At 63.0% G+C, this 17167-nt stretch carries 26 protein-coding genes; 25 read left to right on the top strand and 1 reads right to left on the bottom strand.

Annotated elements, in window-relative coordinates; translation table 11 throughout:
- The first annotated feature begins 126 nt into the window (after positions 1-126).
- Complete coding sequence (locus ACZXDY_RS28255) at positions 127-1350, top strand: GNAT family N-acetyltransferase (protein ID WP_464347749.1); 1224 nt, start codon at positions 127-129, stop codon at positions 1348-1350.
- A 43-nt stretch (positions 1351-1393) separates the two neighbouring features.
- Here the strand turns inward: ACZXDY_RS28255 and ACZXDY_RS28250 are convergent, their stop codons facing one another.
- Positions 1394-2401: an NAD(P)-dependent oxidoreductase gene (locus tag ACZXDY_RS28250; protein ID WP_464347748.1), complete on the bottom strand. Its 1008-nt coding sequence runs from the start codon at positions 2399-2401 to the stop codon at positions 1394-1396.
- Between the two features lie 96 nt (positions 2402-2497).
- Here ACZXDY_RS28250 and ACZXDY_RS28245 point away from each other — a divergent pair, with 96 nt between their 5' ends.
- From ACZXDY_RS28245 to rpsE, 24 genes are all read left to right on the top strand, one after another.
- Complete coding sequence (locus tag ACZXDY_RS28245) at positions 2498-3121, top strand: TetR/AcrR family transcriptional regulator (RefSeq protein ID WP_464347747.1); 624 nt, start codon at positions 2498-2500, stop codon at positions 3119-3121.
- Positions 3122-4057: 936 nt separating this feature from the next.
- Positions 4058-4429 (top strand): 30S ribosomal protein S12, encoded by a 372-nt coding sequence (rpsL, locus tag ACZXDY_RS28240; RefSeq protein WP_028168167.1) that lies wholly within the window; start codon positions 4058-4060, stop codon positions 4427-4429.
- A 15-nt stretch (positions 4430-4444) separates the two neighbouring features.
- Entirely contained in the window at positions 4445-4915 is a 471-nt protein-coding gene (gene rpsG / locus ACZXDY_RS28235; RefSeq protein WP_028168166.1) for a 30S ribosomal protein S7, read from the top strand.
- A gap of 30 nt (positions 4916-4945) precedes the next feature.
- On the top strand, positions 4946-7018 hold the full coding sequence (gene fusA / locus ACZXDY_RS28230; protein WP_464347746.1) for an elongation factor G: 2073 nt from the start codon (positions 4946-4948) through the stop codon (positions 7016-7018).
- Positions 7019-7058: 40 nt separating this feature from the next.
- On the top strand, positions 7059-8249 hold the full coding sequence (gene tuf, locus ACZXDY_RS28225) for an elongation factor Tu (RefSeq protein ID WP_028168164.1): 1191 nt from the start codon (positions 7059-7061) through the stop codon (positions 8247-8249).
- Between the two features lie 83 nt (positions 8250-8332).
- Positions 8333-8641, top strand: coding sequence for a 30S ribosomal protein S10 (gene rpsJ / locus ACZXDY_RS28220; protein WP_002712302.1), 309 nt, complete (start codon positions 8333-8335; stop codon positions 8639-8641).
- A 53-nt stretch (positions 8642-8694) separates the two neighbouring features.
- Positions 8695-9414: a 50S ribosomal protein L3 gene (rplC, locus tag ACZXDY_RS28215; protein WP_028168163.1), complete on the top strand. Its 720-nt coding sequence runs from the start codon at positions 8695-8697 to the stop codon at positions 9412-9414.
- A gap of 1 nt (position 9415) precedes the next feature.
- On the top strand, positions 9416-10036 hold the full coding sequence (rplD, locus tag ACZXDY_RS28210) for a 50S ribosomal protein L4 (protein WP_028168162.1): 621 nt from the start codon (positions 9416-9418) through the stop codon (positions 10034-10036).
- Entirely contained in the window at positions 10033-10332 is a 300-nt protein-coding gene (locus tag ACZXDY_RS28205) for a 50S ribosomal protein L23 (protein WP_028168161.1), read from the top strand. Before rplD ends, ACZXDY_RS28205 begins: the two co-directional genes overlap by 4 nt.
- A gap of 13 nt (positions 10333-10345) precedes the next feature.
- Entirely contained in the window at positions 10346-11179 is an 834-nt protein-coding gene (gene rplB / locus ACZXDY_RS28200) for a 50S ribosomal protein L2 (protein ID WP_028168160.1), read from the top strand.
- A 12-nt stretch (positions 11180-11191) separates the two neighbouring features.
- A complete protein-coding gene (gene rpsS / locus ACZXDY_RS28195) occupies positions 11192-11470 on the top strand; it encodes a 30S ribosomal protein S19 (protein ID WP_027583256.1) in 279 nt (92 codons plus the stop codon).
- 10 nt (positions 11471-11480) lie between these two features.
- Positions 11481-11867: a 50S ribosomal protein L22 gene (rplV, locus tag ACZXDY_RS28190; protein ID WP_028168159.1), complete on the top strand. Its 387-nt coding sequence runs from the start codon at positions 11481-11483 to the stop codon at positions 11865-11867.
- A gap of 20 nt (positions 11868-11887) precedes the next feature.
- The gene (gene rpsC / locus ACZXDY_RS28185; RefSeq protein WP_464347745.1) at positions 11888-12589 is read left to right on the top strand and encodes a 30S ribosomal protein S3; all 702 of its coding nucleotides are present in this window, start codon (positions 11888-11890) and stop codon (positions 12587-12589) included.
- Positions 12590-12619: 30 nt separating this feature from the next.
- Positions 12620-13033, top strand: a complete 414-nt coding sequence (gene rplP / locus ACZXDY_RS28180) for a 50S ribosomal protein L16 (RefSeq protein WP_028168157.1) — start codon at positions 12620-12622, stop codon at positions 13031-13033.
- A 5-nt stretch (positions 13034-13038) separates the two neighbouring features.
- Positions 13039-13245 carry a 50S ribosomal protein L29 gene (gene rpmC, locus ACZXDY_RS28175; RefSeq protein WP_028168156.1) on the top strand — a complete coding sequence of 69 codons (207 nt, stop codon included), beginning with the start codon at positions 13039-13041 and terminating at the stop codon, positions 13243-13245.
- 10 nt (positions 13246-13255) lie between these two features.
- Positions 13256-13504: a 30S ribosomal protein S17 gene (rpsQ, locus tag ACZXDY_RS28170; protein WP_027583261.1), complete on the top strand. Its 249-nt coding sequence runs from the start codon at positions 13256-13258 to the stop codon at positions 13502-13504.
- A gap of 81 nt (positions 13505-13585) precedes the next feature.
- Complete coding sequence (rplN, locus tag ACZXDY_RS28165; protein WP_028168155.1) at positions 13586-13954, top strand: 50S ribosomal protein L14; 369 nt, start codon at positions 13586-13588, stop codon at positions 13952-13954.
- A complete protein-coding gene (gene rplX, locus ACZXDY_RS28160; RefSeq protein WP_028168154.1) occupies positions 13954-14268 on the top strand; it encodes a 50S ribosomal protein L24 in 315 nt (104 codons plus the stop codon). The genes rplN and rplX overlap by 1 nt, the downstream gene beginning before the upstream one ends.
- Entirely contained in the window at positions 14261-14818 is a 558-nt protein-coding gene (gene rplE, locus ACZXDY_RS28155; protein WP_028168153.1) for a 50S ribosomal protein L5, read from the top strand. The genes rplX and rplE overlap by 8 nt, the downstream gene beginning before the upstream one ends.
- Positions 14819-14865: 47 nt before the next feature.
- A complete protein-coding gene (gene rpsN / locus ACZXDY_RS28150) occupies positions 14866-15171 on the top strand; it encodes a 30S ribosomal protein S14 (RefSeq protein ID WP_028168152.1) in 306 nt (101 codons plus the stop codon).
- Between the two features lie 13 nt (positions 15172-15184).
- A complete protein-coding gene (gene rpsH / locus ACZXDY_RS28145) occupies positions 15185-15583 on the top strand; it encodes a 30S ribosomal protein S8 (protein WP_028168151.1) in 399 nt (132 codons plus the stop codon).
- A 14-nt stretch (positions 15584-15597) separates the two neighbouring features.
- On the top strand, positions 15598-16131 hold the full coding sequence (rplF, locus tag ACZXDY_RS28140) for a 50S ribosomal protein L6 (RefSeq protein WP_028168150.1): 534 nt from the start codon (positions 15598-15600) through the stop codon (positions 16129-16131).
- A gap of 11 nt (positions 16132-16142) precedes the next feature.
- Complete coding sequence (gene rplR / locus ACZXDY_RS28135; RefSeq protein ID WP_028168149.1) at positions 16143-16502, top strand: 50S ribosomal protein L18; 360 nt, start codon at positions 16143-16145, stop codon at positions 16500-16502.
- Positions 16503-16562: 60 nt separating this feature from the next.
- Positions 16563-17135 carry a 30S ribosomal protein S5 gene (gene rpsE, locus ACZXDY_RS28130; protein WP_027583269.1) on the top strand — a complete coding sequence of 191 codons (573 nt, stop codon included), beginning with the start codon at positions 16563-16565 and terminating at the stop codon, positions 17133-17135.
- Positions 17136-17167: the final 32 nt, after the last annotated feature.

Genomic DNA, 17167 nt, shown 5'->3' with positions numbered 1-17167 from the left:
GCATGGCCGAGAATCGCAAAGGAACCCTGAACTGGTGCTTCACAATCCAGTCAGTCCCGCGTCCGCTTAATTGAAAAGCAATGTCCCGCAAACACGATGGCGCGCGGTCGAAGAGTGCGGATTTCGATGATCTCGGTAACGATTGATTCACCCAGGCTGGACATCGCCCCGCAATGGGACGAGCTGGTGCGGCGTGCGTCGTCGAACGTGTTCATGAATCCGGCCGCGCTTGCGGCGGCCGTAGCGACCGACTTTGCCAGGATACGCGTGCTGCTGGCCTGGGAGCAGGGCGCTTCGCAGCGGAGGCTCGTAGGCATCTGGGCGCTACAGGTGCGGCAGGCCGTGCGGTTGTGGCCAAAGGTGTCGGAAGCGCTGCCCTACACTTATGCTTTTCTCTCCAGCCCGGTCGTCGATCCGACCTTCGCCGATCAGGTCATTCCCGCATTCCTCGCCGCCATCGAACAAGACCCGCTGCTGCCTGATGTCCTCAGCCTCACGTCGTTCGACGGGGAGTGCCCGAGCTACGCGGCCATGTCAAAATGGCTGGCCGCCCGTGGCATCGAGCCGTTGATCGTTGCAACGAGCAGCCGACCTTTCGTGACGAAGGAATTCGGCGTGAAGCGCAGCGGCTCGACGCGCAAAAAGCTGCGTCAGGACTGGAATAGGCTGTCGGCGCTTGGCGCCGTCGATGTCGTCAACGACCGGTCGCCCGGCGCGGTCCGCCAGGCGTTCGAGACGTTCCTGACGATGGAAAAGGCAAGTTGGAAGGGCGAACGGGGCACGGCGGTGCTATCGGTTGCCCGCGATGCCGCCTTCACCAGGCAGTTGGTGCACAATCTGGCCGACCGCCAAGCCTGCTCCGTTGCCCTGCTGCAGGTCAACGGCGAGGTGGCCGCCGCGCAGGTGCTGATGTATTGCGGCGCGACCGCCTATACCTGGAAGACCGCATACGATGCCCAGTTCGCGCGATATTCGCCCGGGCATCTGCTCGTCGACAAGGTGACGAATCAGTTGTTCGCGCGGCCCGAGATCGAGGCAATCAATTCCTGCGCCGCCGAGGAGAGTTTCATGGCCCAGCTATGGGCCGGCCGCCGCACCATGCTCGATCTGCTCTTCGATGTCAGCGGAACGAAGTCGCTGGGCTACCGGATGGAAGCGGGCCGGCTGCTCGGCTACCATTTTCTGCGGCGTCTGCGGGACCGCCTGCGGCAGCGTCGTCGGACATCCTCCGCCAAGGCGCCGCAGGGCACCGCGAGCAAGCCGGAAAAGGAAGCGGGCGCCGCGCTGCGCGCGCCAGCAAAGGCTGGGGTCCGTCGACACCAGGCGGAAGTTGAGGGCCTTGGCCATTGACCGGGCGTTGCAAGCCTTCTTGGCAGGACGGAATCGTTACTCGTCAGAACACATCCAGTGTCATGACCATTCCGCCGATCTTTTCGAGACGGGCAAAATAGGCTGCGGGCTCGAGGAGCTGATAGGGAAAGTAGAGGCCAGGGGGAGTTGCCGGATTGCCGTCGAGTCCGACGAGTCGTTCGAGAACCATGGCGACGCCTAGTCCCGTCAGTGGCATCTGTCCCTCAGGATGGACAATCGCATGACGGGTGCGGAGCGGTCGGCCCGCTTGATCCTCACCGGCAAGTTCGATGACGATCTCGGTCGACATCGGCTCTCCGCGGCGGCGAGTGGAGCTCACTCCAATCGCGAGACTGAATTGAACGTTTGGCGCGCCGGTCGCGGTCGCAAGGCCGACAACGTCACAGGGGGAGAGTGCGGAGGCCTCCATCAGGGTGCCGTCGACGGCGCGGAACTTGGCCTTGGCATCGTCGCCAACGCGCCAGAGGTAGGCGCCGTCCCGACGAGCAAGCGCCGCCGGCATGGTCTTGGTTTGGCGCTCCAGGTCGGCGGCTGCCGCCGGACCGAAGGCATCCTGCTCATCGAGCAGCGCGCCGATAGCTATGTCGTGGACCCGACCGAACGCCTTGGCGAATTCGAGCGTGGGGACCGTCGTGGCGCCGACGAGCCATTCCGTGCCCAGAACGACCGGCGCGGCGTCCGGGTCGCGGATGTAGGCCGCTACTTCGGGGCCCATCTCAATAATGCCTGGAGAAATGCTGATGTGCGGCACGCCGCGCGACTGAGCGAAACGGAGCCCGGCGATCCTTTCGTCCGTAAAAAAGACGGCGACGGCGCTGATCGGGCGCTCACCGAGTCCAAGGCCATCAACGGCCAGGTCGAGCACCACACCCTCCGCACCGCCAATTTCGGTCGCGACTTTCTTGGCCTTAGCGAGATCGCGGCCGCCGATCAGTAGCGGCTGATCGGGATGGGCGGCGCGCAGGAATCGGGCCGTCCAGAGGCCGACAATGCCGGAGCCGCCGATCAGGAGAATGGGAGCTGGCGACATTGCGGTGCCTCTCAATCCTAGCGAACATAACCTAACCTCGGTAAGTTACCATTAGTAAGTTACTGATGGTAGGTATTGCAAGGGGGGATCCGGACCGTGAAGCACTCTTTGAGACCGAAAGCGCATAAGGCGCTTTCCCGTCGGCTCTCGAAGGCGGATCGACGGCGCCAGTTGCTTGCTATGGCCCTCGTCATTATCCGCGAGGAAGGGGCTGATCGACTGACTCTGGGACATCTGGCCGCTCGTGCCGGAGTCTCCAAGCCAATCCCGTACGAGCACTTCGGCACGCGGTCAGGGTTGTTGATCGAACTCTACAAGTCGCTCGACAGGGAGCAGGCGAATGCCCTGCGTGAAGCGGTAAGAAGCGTTCAGCGGAACTTGGGGGATACTGCCGACGTCCTCGCGACCGCCTATATCCACTGTTCCGCAGATACGAGTGGCGAATGGCACGCGGTGGGTGCGGCGCTGTCGGGCAGCGGGGAAATGGGCGCGGTGCACCAGGAGCTGATAGATGGATACGTCCAGCTGTTCGTATCGGCGCTTGAGCCGCACAGCACGTTGCCGCCCGACGAACTACAACGGCGCTGTGTCGGCCTTGTCGGGGCGGGCGAAGCGCTCTCGGTCATGATGATCGGTGGTCATTGCAGCGAGAAGGAAGCTGCTGGAGCATTTTCCTCGCTGATTCGAGGCGGACTTTGCGGACCTTCGCCGCAACCGTAACGCGATCGGGGTGAAGCTTTTTTTTGACTTGTCGCGGCACCGCGAGCGACAGACCTTGGGCGACGTGGATATCAACGCACGCGCCTTGGTTGGATCGCAAGCTGCATCGGTCCGCGCGAATCGCTCGATCGGTGCGCCGCCGCCAGCTTCTCGAAGCGGAAATCTGGCGGACAGACATCCTGCGAATCGACCGGGATGGTCGAATGCCGGCCGGCCAAGCATGGCAGCTGCCGTGGAGTTGGCCACTCGCTGCCGATGATCGCAAGGCGGTACAGGGCAGGGGCTAAGCGCGTTCTTTGCGCCCGAAATGGCAAACAAGGCTTATTTTGCGCGAATCTTTGGTTGAGAGCCGCCTAAGAGCTGCTTCAGGCTATTTATGTCCGGATAAAATAGTCGGCCGACTCGCTCGGAAAGTGGGGCAGCAGACTTTGCGATTTTCACTCGCGCTGAGCGCGCGAAAGTGCCAAATCCATATGCGGCAGAGGCGTTTCTCGTATTGTCGTTTTGCTTGACTTCACTATCTACCGCTTATACAAGGCGCGAACTTAACGACAGGCGGTGAGCTACGCCAGCGTCGGAACGGAACACCCTATCAGACCTACTGGACTGAGGCGGGCACCAACCTCGACGAATGCCGCTCAAACGCTGTCGATGATAGCTAGGCAATGCCAGGGCGATTTTTGTTCTCTTGAGCACGTTCTCTTGAGAGTGAACTCGGACGCATGACCTCGGTTTTCAGCCGGACAGCGAGAGCTGATCGGTCGTGATCGCGGTCCTCTGTGGCGTCAAGCGCTTTCCGCTCAGCAATGAGTGGTAGGCGCGATTTCGTTTTGCGCGAACGGTTTTCGTGTGAGGCGGCCGGACGGGCGGTTCGTTCCCGTGAAGAATTTGCGGAGCCAGTGAGGTTCCGCGCGAACTTGAAGGGTGAAGGCTGACATGCCGACGATCAACCAGCTGATCGCAAAACCACGGGAAGTGCAGAAGTCGCGCAAGAAGGTGCCGGCGCTGCAGCAGTCGCCGCAGAAGCGCGGCGTGTGCACGCGCGTCTACACGACGACCCCGAAGAAGCCGAACTCGGCGCTTCGTAAGGTCGCCAAGGTGCGTCTGACCAATGGGTTCGAGGTGATCGGTTACATCCCAGGTGAGGGCCATAACCTTCAGGAGCACTCGGTGGTCATGATCCGCGGCGGCCGCGTCAAGGACTTGCCGGGCGTGCGCTATCACATCCTCCGCGGCGTGCTGGATACCCAGGGCGTCAAGAACCGTAAGCAGCGTCGTTCGAAGTACGGCGCCAAGCGTCCGAAGTAAGCGGGAACAGGTCAGATGTCGCGTCGTCACTCTGCAGAAAAGCGTGAAGTGCTTCCGGACCCGAAGTTCGGGAACATCATCATCACCAAGTTCATGAACTCGGTCATGTACGCCGGCAAGAAGTCGGTCGCCGAGAACATCGTCTATGGCGCGCTCACCATGATCGAGGCCAAGACCAAGCAGAACCCGCTCGGCGTGTTCGAGCAGGCGCTTGAGAACGTCATGCCGACCATCGAGGTGCGTTCCCGCCGCGTCGGTGGTGCGACCTATCAGGTGCCGGTGGAAGTCCGCTCGGTGCGCCGGCAGGCGCTCGGCATCCGCTGGCTGATTTCGGCCGCGCGTGAGCGTAACGAGAAGACCATGACGGAGCGGCTCTCGGCGGAGCTGCTTGATGCGTCGAACAATCGGGGGAACGCCGTCAAGAAGCGTGAAGACGTGCACCGGATGGCGGAAGCCAACCGCGCCTTCTCGCACTATCGCTGGTAAGGCGAACAACGGAATTTAAGGAACAGCCCCATGCCCCGCCAACATGCCATCGAGGACTATCGCAACTTCGGTATCATGGCGCATATCGACGCCGGCAAGACCACGACGACCGAGCGCATCCTCTATTATACCGGCAAGAGCCACAAGATCGGCGAAGTGCACGAAGGTGCCGCGACGATGGACTGGATGGAGCAGGAGCAGGAGCGTGGCATCACCATCACCTCGGCTGCGACCACCGCGTTCTGGAACGGCAAGCGCCTGAACATCATCGACACTCCCGGCCACGTCGACTTCACCATTGAAGTTGAGCGCAGCTTGCGTGTGCTCGACGGCGCTGTGTGCGTGCTCGATTCCAACCAGGGCGTCGAGCCGCAGACCGAAACCGTCTGGCGCCAGGGTGACAAGTACAAGGTTCCGCGCATCGTCTTCGCCAACAAGATGGACAAGACCGGTGCCGACTTCTTCAAGTGCCTGTCCGACATCGTCGACCGCCTCGGCGCCAAGCCGATCGCAATCCAGCTCCCGATCGGCGCCGAGAACAACTTCAAGGGTCTCGTCGACCTCGTGAAGATGAAGGGCGTCATCTGGAACGACGAGTCGCTTGGCGCCAAGTTCGACTATGTCGACATTCCGGCGGATCTCGCCGACCAGGCCAAGGAATACCGCGAGAAGATGGTGGAAGCCGCCGTCGAGCTCGATGACGACGCCATGGCTGCCTATCTCGACGGCAAGGAGCCGGACGAGGCGACGCTGAAGCGGCTGATCCGCAAGGCCGTACTGACTGGTGCGTTCTATCCGGTGCTGTGTGGCTCCGCGTTCAAGAACAAGGGTGTGCAGCCGCTGCTCGACGCCGTCGTCGACTATCTGCCGTCGCCGCTCGACGTGCCCGCGATCAAGGGCACCGACGACAAGGGCAACGAGGTCGTTCGCAGGGCTGACGACAAGGAGCCGCTGGCGCTGCTCGCGTTCAAGATCATGGACGACCCGTTTGTCGGCACCATCACCTTCTGCCGCATCTATTCGGGCATCCTGCAGAGCGGCACCGGCGTGATCAACTCGACCCGCGAGAAGAAGGAGCGGATCGGGCGCATGCTGTTGATGCATGCGAACAACCGTGAGGACATCAAGGAAGCCTATGCCGGCGACATCGTCGCGCTGGCGGGCCTCAAGGAAGCGCGCACCGGCGACACGCTGTGCGATCCGAACCACCCGGTGATCCTGGAAAAGATGGAGTTCCCGGATCCGGTGATCGAGATCGCGATCGAGCCGAAGTCGAAGGCCGACCAGGAAAAGCTCGGTGTCGCGCTCGCGAAGCTCGCGGCGGAAGATCCGTCGTTCCGGGTGACGACCGACCACGAGTCCGGCCAGACCATCCTGAAGGGCATGGGCGAACTGCATCTCGACATCAAGGTCGACATCCTGAAGCGCACCTACAAGGTCGATGCCAATATCGGCGCGCCGCAGGTGGCGTTCCGTGAGCGTGTGACCAAGCGGGTCGAGCACAGCTACACCCACAAGAAGCAGACCGGCGGCACCGGCCAGTTCGCAGCCGTGACGCTGATCGTCGAGCCGAACGAGGCCGGCAAGGGCTACGAGTTCGAATCGAAGATCGTGGGTGGTGCGGTGCCGAAGGAATATATCCCCGGCGTCGAGAAGGGCCTCGAGAGCGTGCTGGGCTCGGGCGTGGTCGCCGGCTTCCCGGTGGTCGACGTCAAGGTGCAGCTGATCGACGGCAAGTATCACGACGTCGACTCGTCGGCTCTGGCCTTCGAAATCGCAACGCGGGCCTGCTTCCGCGAGGCGCTGCAGATGGGCAAGTCCGTCCTGCTCGAGCCGATCATGAAGGTCGAGGTGGTGACGCCGGAAGACTACACCGGTTCCGTCATCGGCGACCTGAACTCCCGGCGCGGCCAGATCCAGGGCCAAGACATGCGCGGCAACGCCAACGTCATCAACGCGATGGTGCCGCTTATGAACATGTTCGGTTACGTGAACAATCTGCGCTCGATGAGCCAGGGTCGCGCAACCTTCACCATGCAGTTCGATCACTACGCCGAAGCGCCGGCGAACGTGTCGGCTGAAGTCCAGAAGAAGTTTGCCTGATTATCGTTGGTTGGCAGCTAACGATTGAACGGAGAGTCAAATGGCCAAAGCAAAATTTGAGCGTAACAAACCGCACTGCAACATCGGCACCATCGGTCACGTCGACCATGGCAAGACCTCGCTGACCGCCGCGATCACCAAGATCCTGGCGGAAACCGGCGGTGCGACGTTCACCGCCTACGACCAGATCGACAAGGCGCCGGAAGAGAAGGCGCGCGGCATCACGATCTCGACCGCTCACGTCGAGTACGAGACCCAGAACCGCCACTACGCCCACGTCGACTGCCCCGGCCACGCCGACTACGTGAAGAACATGATCACCGGCGCCGCTCAGATGGACGGTGCGATCCTCGTCGTGTCGGCTGCCGACGGCCCGATGCCGCAGACCCGCGAGCACATCCTGCTCGCCCGCCAGGTCGGCGTTCCCGCTCTCGTCGTGTTCCTCAACAAGTGCGATATGGTCGACGATCCGGAGCTGCTCGAGCTCGTCGAGCTCGAAGTGCGCGAGCTGCTCTCGAAGTACGACTTCCCCGGCGACAAGATCCCGATCGTCAAGGGGTCGGCGCTGGCCGCTCTGGAAGACAGCGACAAGAAGCTCGGCCATGACGCGGTTCTTGAGCTGATGCGCAATGTCGACGAGTACATTCCACAGCCGGAGCGTCCGATCGACCAGCCGTTCCTGATGCCGGTCGAAGACGTGTTCTCGATCTCGGGCCGCGGCACCGTGGTGACCGGCCGTGTCGAGCGCGGCATCGTCAAGGTCGGCGACGAAATCGAGATCGTCGGTCTGCGCGACACTCAGAAGACCACCGTCACCGGCGTCGAAATGTTCCGCAAGCTGCTCGATCAGGGCCAGGCGGGCGACAACATCGGTGCGCTGCTCCGCGGTACCAAGCGTGAGGAAGTGGAGCGTGGTCAGGTGCTGTGCAAGCCGGGTTCGGTCAAGCCGCACACCAAGTTCAAGGCTGAGGCGTACATCCTCACCAAGGAAGAGGGCGGCCGTCACACCCCGTTCTTCACCAACTACCGCCCGCAGTTCTACTTCCGCACCACCGACGTGACCGGTGTCGTGCATCTGCCTGAGGGCACCGAGATGGTGATGCCTGGCGACAACATTGCGATGGAAGTGCACCTGATCGTGCCGATCGCGATGGAGGAGAAGCTGCGCTTCGCGATCCGCGAAGGCGGCCGCACCGTCGGCGCCGGCGTCGTCGCCTCGATCCTCGAGTAAGAAGCGAACAGGGAATGGCGAGTGGCGAATAGGAATTTCTATTCGCTACTCGCTACTCGCCACTCACCAAAGAAAGTACGGCAATGAACGGCCAGAATATCCGCATCCGTCTCAAGGCGTTCGACCATCGTATCCTCGATACGTCGACCCGCGAGATCGTGAACACGGCGAAACGTACCGGTGCCCAGGTTCGCGGTCCCATTCCGCTGCCGACCCGCATCGAGAAGTTCACCGTCAACCGTTCGCCGCATGTCGACAAGAAGAGCCGCGAACAGTTCGAGATGCGCACCCACAAGCGCCTTCTCGACATTGTCGATCCGACCCCGCAGACCGTCGATGCTCTCATGAAGCTCGATCTGGCCGCCGGTGTCGACGTCGAGATCAAGCTCTAAGTTTTTGGATTGAAGTCCGCGCGAGCGGACGAAAGAGAACAGGAACCACGCCGATGCGCTCCGGAGTGATCGCACAAAAGGTCGGGATGACGCGGGTCTTTACAGAGGCCGGCGAACATATTCCCGTGACCGTGCTGAAGCTCGGCAACTGCCAGGTGCTGGGCCACCGCACCACTGAACAGAACGGTTATGTCGCACTGCAGCTCGGCTCAGGCTCGCGCAAGACCGTGTACATGCCGAAGGCCGAGCGCGGCCAGTTCGCCGTCGCCAAGGTCGAGCCGAAGCGCAAGGTCGCGGAATTTCGCGTCTCCGAGGACGCGTTGATTCCGGTCGGCGCCGAGATCCAGGCTGATCATTTCGTGGTCGGTCAGTTCGTCGACGTTACCGGCACCTCGATCGGTAAGGGCTTTGCCGGCGGCATGAAGCGCTGGAATTTCGGCGGTCTGCGCGCCACCCACGGCGTGTCGATCTCGCACCGTTCGATCGGTTCGACCGGTGGCCGTCAGGATCCCGGCAAGACCTGGAAGAACAAGAAGATGCCCGGCCACATGGGTGTCGATCGCATCACCACGCTCAACCTTCGCGTCGTCCAGACCGATGTCGAGCGTGGCCTGATCCTGGTCGAAGGCGCCGTTCCCGGCTCCAAGGGCGGCTGGATCAGGGTGCGCGACGCCATCAAGAAGCCGCTGCCGAAGGAAGCTCCGAAGCCCGGCAAGTTCAAGGTTGCGGGCGAGCAGGCTGCCGAGGCGCCGGCCGAGCAGGAGGGTGCGTGAGATGGAACTGAAAGTCACCACCCTTGAGGGCAAGGAAGCTGGCTCGGTCCAGCTTTCCGACGCCATTTTCGGCCTCGAGCCGCGCGCGGACATCATTCAGCGCTGCGTGCAGTGGCAGCTCAACAAGCGCCAGGCGGGCACGCACAAGGCCAAGGGGCGCGCCGAGATCTGGCGCACCGGCAAGAAGATGTACAAGCAGAAGGGCACTGGCGGTGCCCGTCACGGCTCGGCGCGCGTGCCGCAGTTCCGTGGCGGCGGCCGCGCCTTCGGTCCGGTGGTTCGCTCGCATGCGACCGACCTGCCGAAGAAGGTGCGTGCGCTGGCGCTCAAGCATGCTCTGTCGGCCAAGGCCAAGGACGGCGGCCTGGTCGTGCTCGACAGCGCTGATATCAAGGAAGCCAAGACCAAGGCGCTGGTCGGTCACTTCTCCGGCCTCGGGCTGACCAATGCGCTGATCATCGACGGCGCCGAGCTCAACAACGGTTTCGCGGCCGCGGCCCGCAACATTCCGAATATCGACGTGCTGCCGATCCAGGGCATCAACGTCTACGACATCCTGCGGCGCCAGAAGCTGGTCCTGACCAAGGCGGCCGTCGATGCGCTGGAGGCGCGCTTCAAATGAAGAATATCGATCCGCGCCACTACGACGTCATCGTCGCGCCCGTTGTGACCGAAAAGGCGACGCTCGCCTCCGAGCACAACAAGGTGCTGTTCAAGGTCGCTTCCAAGGCCACCAAGCCGCAGATCAAGGAAGCGGTCGAGAAGCTCTTCGACGTCAAGGTCAAGAGCGTGAACACGCTGGTGCGCAAGGGCAAGACCAAGGTGTTCCGCGGCAATTTCGGCTCGCAGTCGGACACCAAGCGCGCGATCGTGACCCTGGAAGAGGGCCACCGCATCGACGTGACTACCGGACTATAAGGGCGTAACGACGATGGCATTGAAAACCTATAATCCAACGACGCCGGGCCAGCGCCAGCTGGTGATGGTCGATCGTTCGGCGCTCTACAAGGGCAAGCCGGTCAAGGCGCTCACCGAGGGCAAGCAGTCGAACGGTGGCCGCAACAACACCGGGCGCATCACCGTGCGCTTCCGTGGCGGCGGCCACAAGAAGGCCTATCGCAATGTCGACTTCCGCCGCGACAAGGTGGACGTGCCGGCGATCGTCGAGCGGCTGGAATACGACCCGAACCGCACTGCCTTCATCGCGCTGATCAAGTATCAGGACGGCGAGCAGGCCTACATCCTGGCGCCGCAGCGGCTCGCCGCGGGCGACACGGTCGTGGCCGGCAGCTATGTCGACGTCAAGCCGGGCAATGTGATGCCGCTCGGCAACATGCCGGTCGGCACCATCGTCCACAACATCGAGCTGAAGATCGGCAAGGGCGGACAGCTTGCACGCTCCGCCGGCACCTATGCCCAGATCGTCGGCCGCGACCAAGACTACGTCATCATCCGCCTGAACTCGGGCGAACAGCGCCTGGTGCACGGCCGTTGCCGCGGCGCCATTGGCGCGGTGTCGAATCCGGATCACATGAACATCTCGATCGGCAAGGCCGGTCGTACCCGCTGGCTCGGCTGGCGCCCGCACAACCGCGGTGTCGTCATGAACCCGATCGACCATCCACATGGCGGCGGTGAAGGCCGCACCTCGGGCGGCCGCCACCCGGTGACCCCGTGGGGCAAGCCGACCAAGGGCAAGAAGACGCGGTCGAACAAGTCGACCAACAAATTCATTCTCCTAAGCCGCCACAAGCGGAAGAAGTAAGGAACGCCGGACATGGTTCGTTCAGTCTGGAAAGGCCCGTTCGTCGAGGCATCGCTGCTCAAGAAGGCAGATGCTGCGCGCGCGTCCGGCCGTCACGACGTCATCAAGATCTGGAGTCGCCGTTCGACCATCCTGCCGCAGTTCGTGGGCCTGACCTTCGGCGTCTACAACGGTCAGAAGCACGTGCCGGTTTCGGTGAACGAGGAAATGGTGGGTCACAAGTTCGGCGAGTTCTCGCCGACCCGTACCTTCCACGGCCACTCTGGCGACAAGAAAGCCAAGAGGGCTTGAGGATTAAGCAATGAGCAAACCAAAGCGCGAACGTGTCCTCGCGGACAATGAGGCCAAGGCCGTCGCCCGGATGCTGCGCGTCAGCCCGCAGAAGCTCAACCTGGTGGCGCAGATGATCCGTGGCCGCAAGGCATCGGCCGCACTTGCCGACCTGCAGTTCTCGCGCAAGCGGATCGCGGTCGACGTCAAGAAGTGCCTGGAATCGGCGATTGCCAATGCCGAGAACAACCATGACCTCGAGGTCGACGATCTCGTCGTCGCCGAGGCGCATGTCGGCAACGGCCTCGTCATGAAGCGTTTTGCCCCGCGCGGCCGTGGCCGTTCGGGCCGTGTCTACAAACCGTTCTCGCATCTCACGATCGTGGTTCGTGAGGTCGAGGCCGAGGCGAGCGCTTAAGAGAAGCGCGGGAGAACAAGATGGGTCAAAAGATCAATCCGATCGGGCTGCGTCTCGGCATCAACCGGACCTGGGATTCGCGTTGGTTCGCCGGCAAGGCCGAATACGGCAAGCTGTTGCACGAGGACGTCAAGATCCGCGAGGTCCTGCACAAGGAGCTCAAGCAGGCGGCGGTGGCGCGGATCGTGATCGAGCGCCCGCACAAGAAGTGCCGGGTGACGATCCACTCGGCGCGTCCGGGCGTCGTGATCGGCAAGAAGGGCGCGGACATCGACAAGCTGCGCAAGAAGGTCGCCGACATCACGGCTTCCGACGTCGTCATCAACATCGTCGAGATCCGCAAGCCGGAGCTCGATGCGACGCTGGTCGCTGAATCGATCGCGCAGCAGCTCGAGCGCCGCGTTGCGTTCCGGCGCGCCATGAAGCGCGCGGTGCAGTCGGCGATGCGTCTCGGCGCCGAAGGCATCCGCATCAACTGCTCGGGTCGGCTCGGCGGCGCTGAAATCGCGCGCATGGAATGGTACCGCGAGGGCCGGGTGCCGCTGCACACGCTGCGCGCCGACGTCGACTACGGCGTTGCTACCGCATTCACCACCTTCGGCACCTGCGGCGTCAAGGTCTGGATCTTCAAGGGCGAGATCCTCGAGCACGATCCGATGGCCCAGGACAAGCGGATGGCCGAGGGCGACAGCAGCCCGCGGTCGCGCCGCGACGCCGCCTAACGGCAAATGAGAGTTTGAGGGCTTAACGCCATGATGCAACCAAAGAAAACGAAGTTCCGGAAGGCGCATAAGGGCCGGATCCACGGCGTTGCGACTTCGGGCGCGACGTTGTCCTTCGGCCAGTTCGGCCTGAAGGCGCTCGAGCCGGAGCGCGTCACTGCGCGCCAGATCGAGGCCGCCCGCCGCGCGCTGACCCGCCACATGAAGCGCGCCGGCCGCGTCTGGATCCGCGTGTTCCCTGATTTGCCGGTGTCGAAGAAGCCCGCCGAAGTGCGCATGGGCTCGGGCAAGGGCGCGCCGGAATTGTGGGTGGCCCGCGTCAAGCCCGGTCGTGTGCTGTTCGAGATCGACGGCGTCACCAACCAGGTCGCGCGCGAGGCGCTGACCTTGGCCGCCGCCAAGCTGCCGATCAAGACGCGCTTCGTCGCGCGCATCGCGGAGTAACCGAGATGGCCCAGATGAAAGTCGAGGATATCCGCGCGATGAGCGAGGACCAGAGGGAGGACGCGATCCTCAATCTGAAGAAGGAGCGGTTCAACCTGCGCTTCCAGCGCGCCACCGGCCAGCTCGAGAACACCTCGCGGCTGAAGGAAGCGCGCCGCGACATCGCCCGTATCAAGACCATCGCCGCGCAGCAGCGCGCGAAGAAGAAGTAAGAGGCCGGACATGCCGAAACGTACGCTGCAGGGCGTGGTCGTCAGCGACAAGCAAGCCAAGACGGTGGTGGTGCGCGTCGATCGCCGCTTCACCCATCCGATCTACAAGAAGACGATCCGCCGTTCGAAGAACTATCACGCACACGACGAGAGCGACCAGTTCAAGCCGGGCGACACGGTGTGGATCGAGGAAAGCAAGCCAATCTCGAAGTTGAAGCGCTGGATCGTGATCCGGGGCGAGCAGAAGCAAACGGCCTGACGCACATCCGGCTTCGAAGCCGGAGAATGTCGGGAAAATTTTGAGCGCGAGTGAAGCGCAGAAAGAGGACGAGGTGCATCAATGATTCAGATGCAGACCAACCTCGACGTGGCCGATAATTCAGGCGCACGCCGTGTCATGTGCATCAAGGTGCTTGGAGGCTCCAAGCGCCGCTATGCCACCGTGGGCGACATTATCGTTGTGTCGATCAAGGAAGCCATTCCGCGTGGCAAGGTGAAGAAGGGCGACGTCATGAAGGCGGTCGTGGTGCGGGTCCGCAAGGACATCCGCCGCCCCGACGGCTCCGTCATCCGCTTCGACCGCAATGCCGCCGTGCTGGTCAACAACCAGTCCGAGCCGGTCGGCACCCGTATCTTCGGGCCGGTGCCGCGCGAGCTGCGCGCCAAGAACCACATGAAGATCATCTCGCTTGCGCCGGAGGTGCTGTGATGGCTGCCAAGATCCGCAAGGGTGACAGGGTCATCGTGCTGACCGGCCGCGACAAGGGCCGCACCGGCGAAGTGTTCGAGGTGCGTCCGGCGGAAAACACCGCGCTGGTGCGCGGCGTCAACATGGTGAAGCGTCACCAGAAGCAGACCCAGAACCAGGAGGGCGGCATCATCTCCAAGGAGGCGCCGGTCCACCTCTCCAACGTCGCGTATGTCGGCAAGGACGGAAAGCCGACCCGCATCGGGTTCAAGATTCAGGCTGATGGCAAGAAGGTTCGCATTGCCAAGAGCTCGGGAGCAGAGATCGATGGCTGAGACCGCTTATGTGCCGCGCTTGCGCACGGAATACGACAGGAACATTCGCGGCCTGCTGACCGAGAAGTTCGGCTACGAGAACGCGATGCAGGTGCCGCGGCTGGACAAGGTCGTGCTCAACATGGGCGTCGGCGATTCCGTCAACGACCGCAAGAAGGCCGAGACCGCTGCCGCCGAGCTGACGCAGATCGCCGGCCAGAAGGCGATCGTGACTTATTCGCGGGTTGCCATCGCGACCTTCAAGCTGCGCGAGAACCAGCCGATCGGCTGCAAGGTCACGCTGCGCAAGGCCCGCATGTACGAGTTCATCGATCGCCTGGTCACCGTCGCGCTGCCGCGCGTGCGCGACTTCCGCGGGCTGAACCCGAAGAGCTTCGATGGCCGCGGCAACTATTCGCTCGGCATCAAGGAGCACATCATTTTCCCCGAGATCGACTTCGACAAGGTCTCGGAAGCGCGGGGCATGGACATCACCGTGTGTACCACGGCCAAGACCGACGACGAGGCTCGCGCCTTGTTGACCGCTTTCAATTTCCCGTTCCGGCAGTGAGACGCTGACGAACAGCCCCTCAAACGCGGAAACGTAAGGAGCCACGCATGGCAAAGAAGAGTGCAGTCGAGAAGAACAACCGGCGCAAGCGGATGGCCAAGAACGCCGCCGCCAGCCGCGCCCGGTTGAAGGCGATCATCGCCGACAAGACCAAGCCGATGGAAGAGCGTTTCGCGGCGACCCTGAAGCTTGCGGAAATGCCGCGCAACTCGTCGCCGACCCGGATCCGCAACCGTTGCGAGCTCACGGGCCGTCCGCGCTCGAACTATCGCAAGAACAAGCTGTCCCGCATCGCGCTGCGCGAGCTCGGCTCCAAGGGCCTGATCCCGGGCCTCGTGAAGTCGAGCTGGTAAGGAGGGTCGGAAGATGTCAACGCACGATCCGATCTCAGATCTCATCACCCGCATCCGCAACGCGCAGATGCGCTCGAAGTCCAAGGTCACGACCCCGGGCTCGAAGATGCGCCAGAACGTGCTCGAGGTGCTGAAGGCGGAAGGCTATATCCGCGGCTACGCCAGCGTCGAGCATTCGTCCGGCCGCAGCGAGCTCGAGATCGAATTGAAGTATTTCGACGGCGAGCCGGTCATCCGCGAGATCGAGCGCGTGTCGAAGCCGGGCCGCCGGGTCTACACGTCGGTGAAGAACCTGCCGCGCGTGAACAACGGTCTCGGCATCTCCGTTTTGTCGACGCCGAAGGGAATCATGGCTGACCACGAAGCGCGCGACGCGAATGTGGGCGGCGAAGTTCTCTTCACGGTGTTCTGAGGAAGGATTGAGCCATGTCACGTATTGGCAAGAGGCCTGTGGCGATCCCGTCGGGTGTGACGGCGACTGTCGACGGGCAGACGGTGAAGGTGAAGGGGCCGAAGGGCCAGCTTCAGTTCGTCGTGCATGACGACGTCGAGGTGAAGTTCGAGAACGGCCAGGTCAGGGTCGCTCCGCGTGTGAAGACCAATCGCGCGCAGGCGATGTACGGCACCGCGCGTGCCCAGGTCGCCAACCTGGTCGAAGGCGTCACCAAGGGCTTTGAGAAGAAGCTCGAGATCACCGGCGTCGGCTACCGCGCCGCGATGCAGGGCAAGAACCTGCAGCTCGCGCTCGGTTACAGCCACGACGTCGTCTACCCGATCCCGGAGGGCATCTCGATCGCGGTGCCGAAGCCGACCGAAATCACGGTCTCGGGCATCGATCCGCAGCGCGTGGGGCAGGTCGCGGCCGAGATCCGCGCCTATCGTCCGCCGGAGCCCTACAAGGGCAAGGGCGTGAAATACGCCAACGAATTCATCTTCCGCAAGGAAGGCAAGAAGAAGTAACGGAGCCGGTCATGTCACTGAAGGTTACCAATGCCCGGCGCAAGCAACGCGTGCGCTTGGCGCTGCGCCGTTCCGGGGGCGGGCGTCCGCGCCTGTCGGTGTTCCGCTCGTCCAAGCACATCTACGCCCAGGTGATCGACGATCAGAAGGGCGAGACGCTGGCGTCGGCCTCTTCGCTGGAGAAGGCGATGCGCGATGGCGGCAACACGGGTGCGAATATCGACGCAGCCAAGGCCGTCGGCAAGCTGCTTGCCGAGCGTGCCACGCAGAAGGGCGTCAAGGAAGTCGTGTTCGACCGTGGCGCCTATCTCTATCACGGGCGCGTCAAGGCGCTTGCCGATGCAGCCCGCGAAGGCGGACTGAGCTTCTGAGCAGGTTTCGAGCGGATATTAGGACTGAGGCATAAGCCTTTCTAGAGATTGGAAAACACCATGGCAGAACGCGAACGCGGCGGACGCGAACGGAGCAGGGAGCGCGAGGAGCGCGACAGCGAGTTCGTCGACAAGCTCGTGCACATCAATCGCGTGGCAAAGGTCGTGAAGGGCGGCAAGCGCTTCGGCTTTGCGGCGTTGGTCGTGATCGGCGACCAGAAGGGCCGGGTCGGTTTCGGCCACGGCAAGGCGCGCGAAGTGCCGGAAGCGATCCGCAAGGCGACCGAATCCGCCAAGCGCAATCTGACCCGCGTGGCGCTGCGCGAAGGCCGCACGCTGCATCACGACATCGCCGGCCGTCACGGCGCCGGCCGCGTCTACCTGCGTGCCGCGCCGGCCGGTACCGGCATCATCGCCGGCGGCCCGATGCGTGCGGTGTTCGAGACGCTCGGTATCCAGGACGTGGTCGCGAAGTCGATCGGTTCGTCGAATCCGTACAACATGGTCCGCGCCACCTTCGACGCGCTGAAGAACCAGGATTCGCCGCGCTCGGTCGCTGCGCGCCGCAACATCAAGGTGTCCACGCTGCAGGCCCGCCGCGTCGGTGGCGATGCCGAAGTGGTGGCTGAATAACTCGCGCTAAACCAGCGCGCTATCTGGAGTTT

This window comes from Bradyrhizobium sp. LeoB3 (genome assembly GCF_055456055.1).
The sequence above is the reverse complement of the archived record's forward strand: the minus strand, read 5'-3'. Positions and strand labels throughout refer to the sequence as shown.

Coding starts and splice junctions, on each gene's coding strand:
- ACZXDY_RS28255 (WP_464347749.1), top strand. CDS start 127: ATGATCTCGGTAACGATTGATTCACCCAGGCTGGACATCGCCCCGCAA.
- ACZXDY_RS28250 (WP_464347748.1), bottom strand. CDS start 2,401: ATGTCGCCAGCTCCCATTCTCCTGATCGGCGGCTCCGGCATTGTCGGC.
- rpsL (WP_028168167.1), top strand. CDS start 4,058: ATGCCGACGATCAACCAGCTGATCGCAAAACCACGGGAAGTGCAGAAG.
- rpsG (WP_028168166.1), top strand. CDS start 4,445: ATGTCGCGTCGTCACTCTGCAGAAAAGCGTGAAGTGCTTCCGGACCCG.
- fusA (WP_464347746.1), top strand. CDS start 4,946: ATGCCCCGCCAACATGCCATCGAGGACTATCGCAACTTCGGTATCATG.
- tuf (WP_028168164.1), top strand. CDS start 7,059: ATGGCCAAAGCAAAATTTGAGCGTAACAAACCGCACTGCAACATCGGC.
- rpsJ (WP_002712302.1), top strand. CDS start 8,333: ATGAACGGCCAGAATATCCGCATCCGTCTCAAGGCGTTCGACCATCGT.
- rplC (WP_028168163.1), top strand. CDS start 8,695: ATGCGCTCCGGAGTGATCGCACAAAAGGTCGGGATGACGCGGGTCTTT.
- rplD (WP_028168162.1), top strand. CDS start 9,416: ATGGAACTGAAAGTCACCACCCTTGAGGGCAAGGAAGCTGGCTCGGTC.
- ACZXDY_RS28205 (WP_028168161.1), top strand. CDS start 10,033: ATGAAGAATATCGATCCGCGCCACTACGACGTCATCGTCGCGCCCGTT.
- rplB (WP_028168160.1), top strand. CDS start 10,346: ATGGCATTGAAAACCTATAATCCAACGACGCCGGGCCAGCGCCAGCTG.
- rpsS (WP_027583256.1), top strand. CDS start 11,192: ATGGTTCGTTCAGTCTGGAAAGGCCCGTTCGTCGAGGCATCGCTGCTC.
- rplV (WP_028168159.1), top strand. CDS start 11,481: ATGAGCAAACCAAAGCGCGAACGTGTCCTCGCGGACAATGAGGCCAAG.
- rpsC (WP_464347745.1), top strand. CDS start 11,888: ATGGGTCAAAAGATCAATCCGATCGGGCTGCGTCTCGGCATCAACCGG.
- rplP (WP_028168157.1), top strand. CDS start 12,620: ATGATGCAACCAAAGAAAACGAAGTTCCGGAAGGCGCATAAGGGCCGG.
- rpmC (WP_028168156.1), top strand. CDS start 13,039: ATGGCCCAGATGAAAGTCGAGGATATCCGCGCGATGAGCGAGGACCAG.
- rpsQ (WP_027583261.1), top strand. CDS start 13,256: ATGCCGAAACGTACGCTGCAGGGCGTGGTCGTCAGCGACAAGCAAGCC.
- rplN (WP_028168155.1), top strand. CDS start 13,586: ATGATTCAGATGCAGACCAACCTCGACGTGGCCGATAATTCAGGCGCA.
- rplX (WP_028168154.1), top strand. CDS start 13,954: ATGGCTGCCAAGATCCGCAAGGGTGACAGGGTCATCGTGCTGACCGGC.
- rplE (WP_028168153.1), top strand. CDS start 14,261: ATGGCTGAGACCGCTTATGTGCCGCGCTTGCGCACGGAATACGACAGG.
- rpsN (WP_028168152.1), top strand. CDS start 14,866: ATGGCAAAGAAGAGTGCAGTCGAGAAGAACAACCGGCGCAAGCGGATG.
- rpsH (WP_028168151.1), top strand. CDS start 15,185: ATGTCAACGCACGATCCGATCTCAGATCTCATCACCCGCATCCGCAAC.
- rplF (WP_028168150.1), top strand. CDS start 15,598: ATGTCACGTATTGGCAAGAGGCCTGTGGCGATCCCGTCGGGTGTGACG.
- rplR (WP_028168149.1), top strand. CDS start 16,143: ATGTCACTGAAGGTTACCAATGCCCGGCGCAAGCAACGCGTGCGCTTG.
- rpsE (WP_027583269.1), top strand. CDS start 16,563: ATGGCAGAACGCGAACGCGGCGGACGCGAACGGAGCAGGGAGCGCGAG.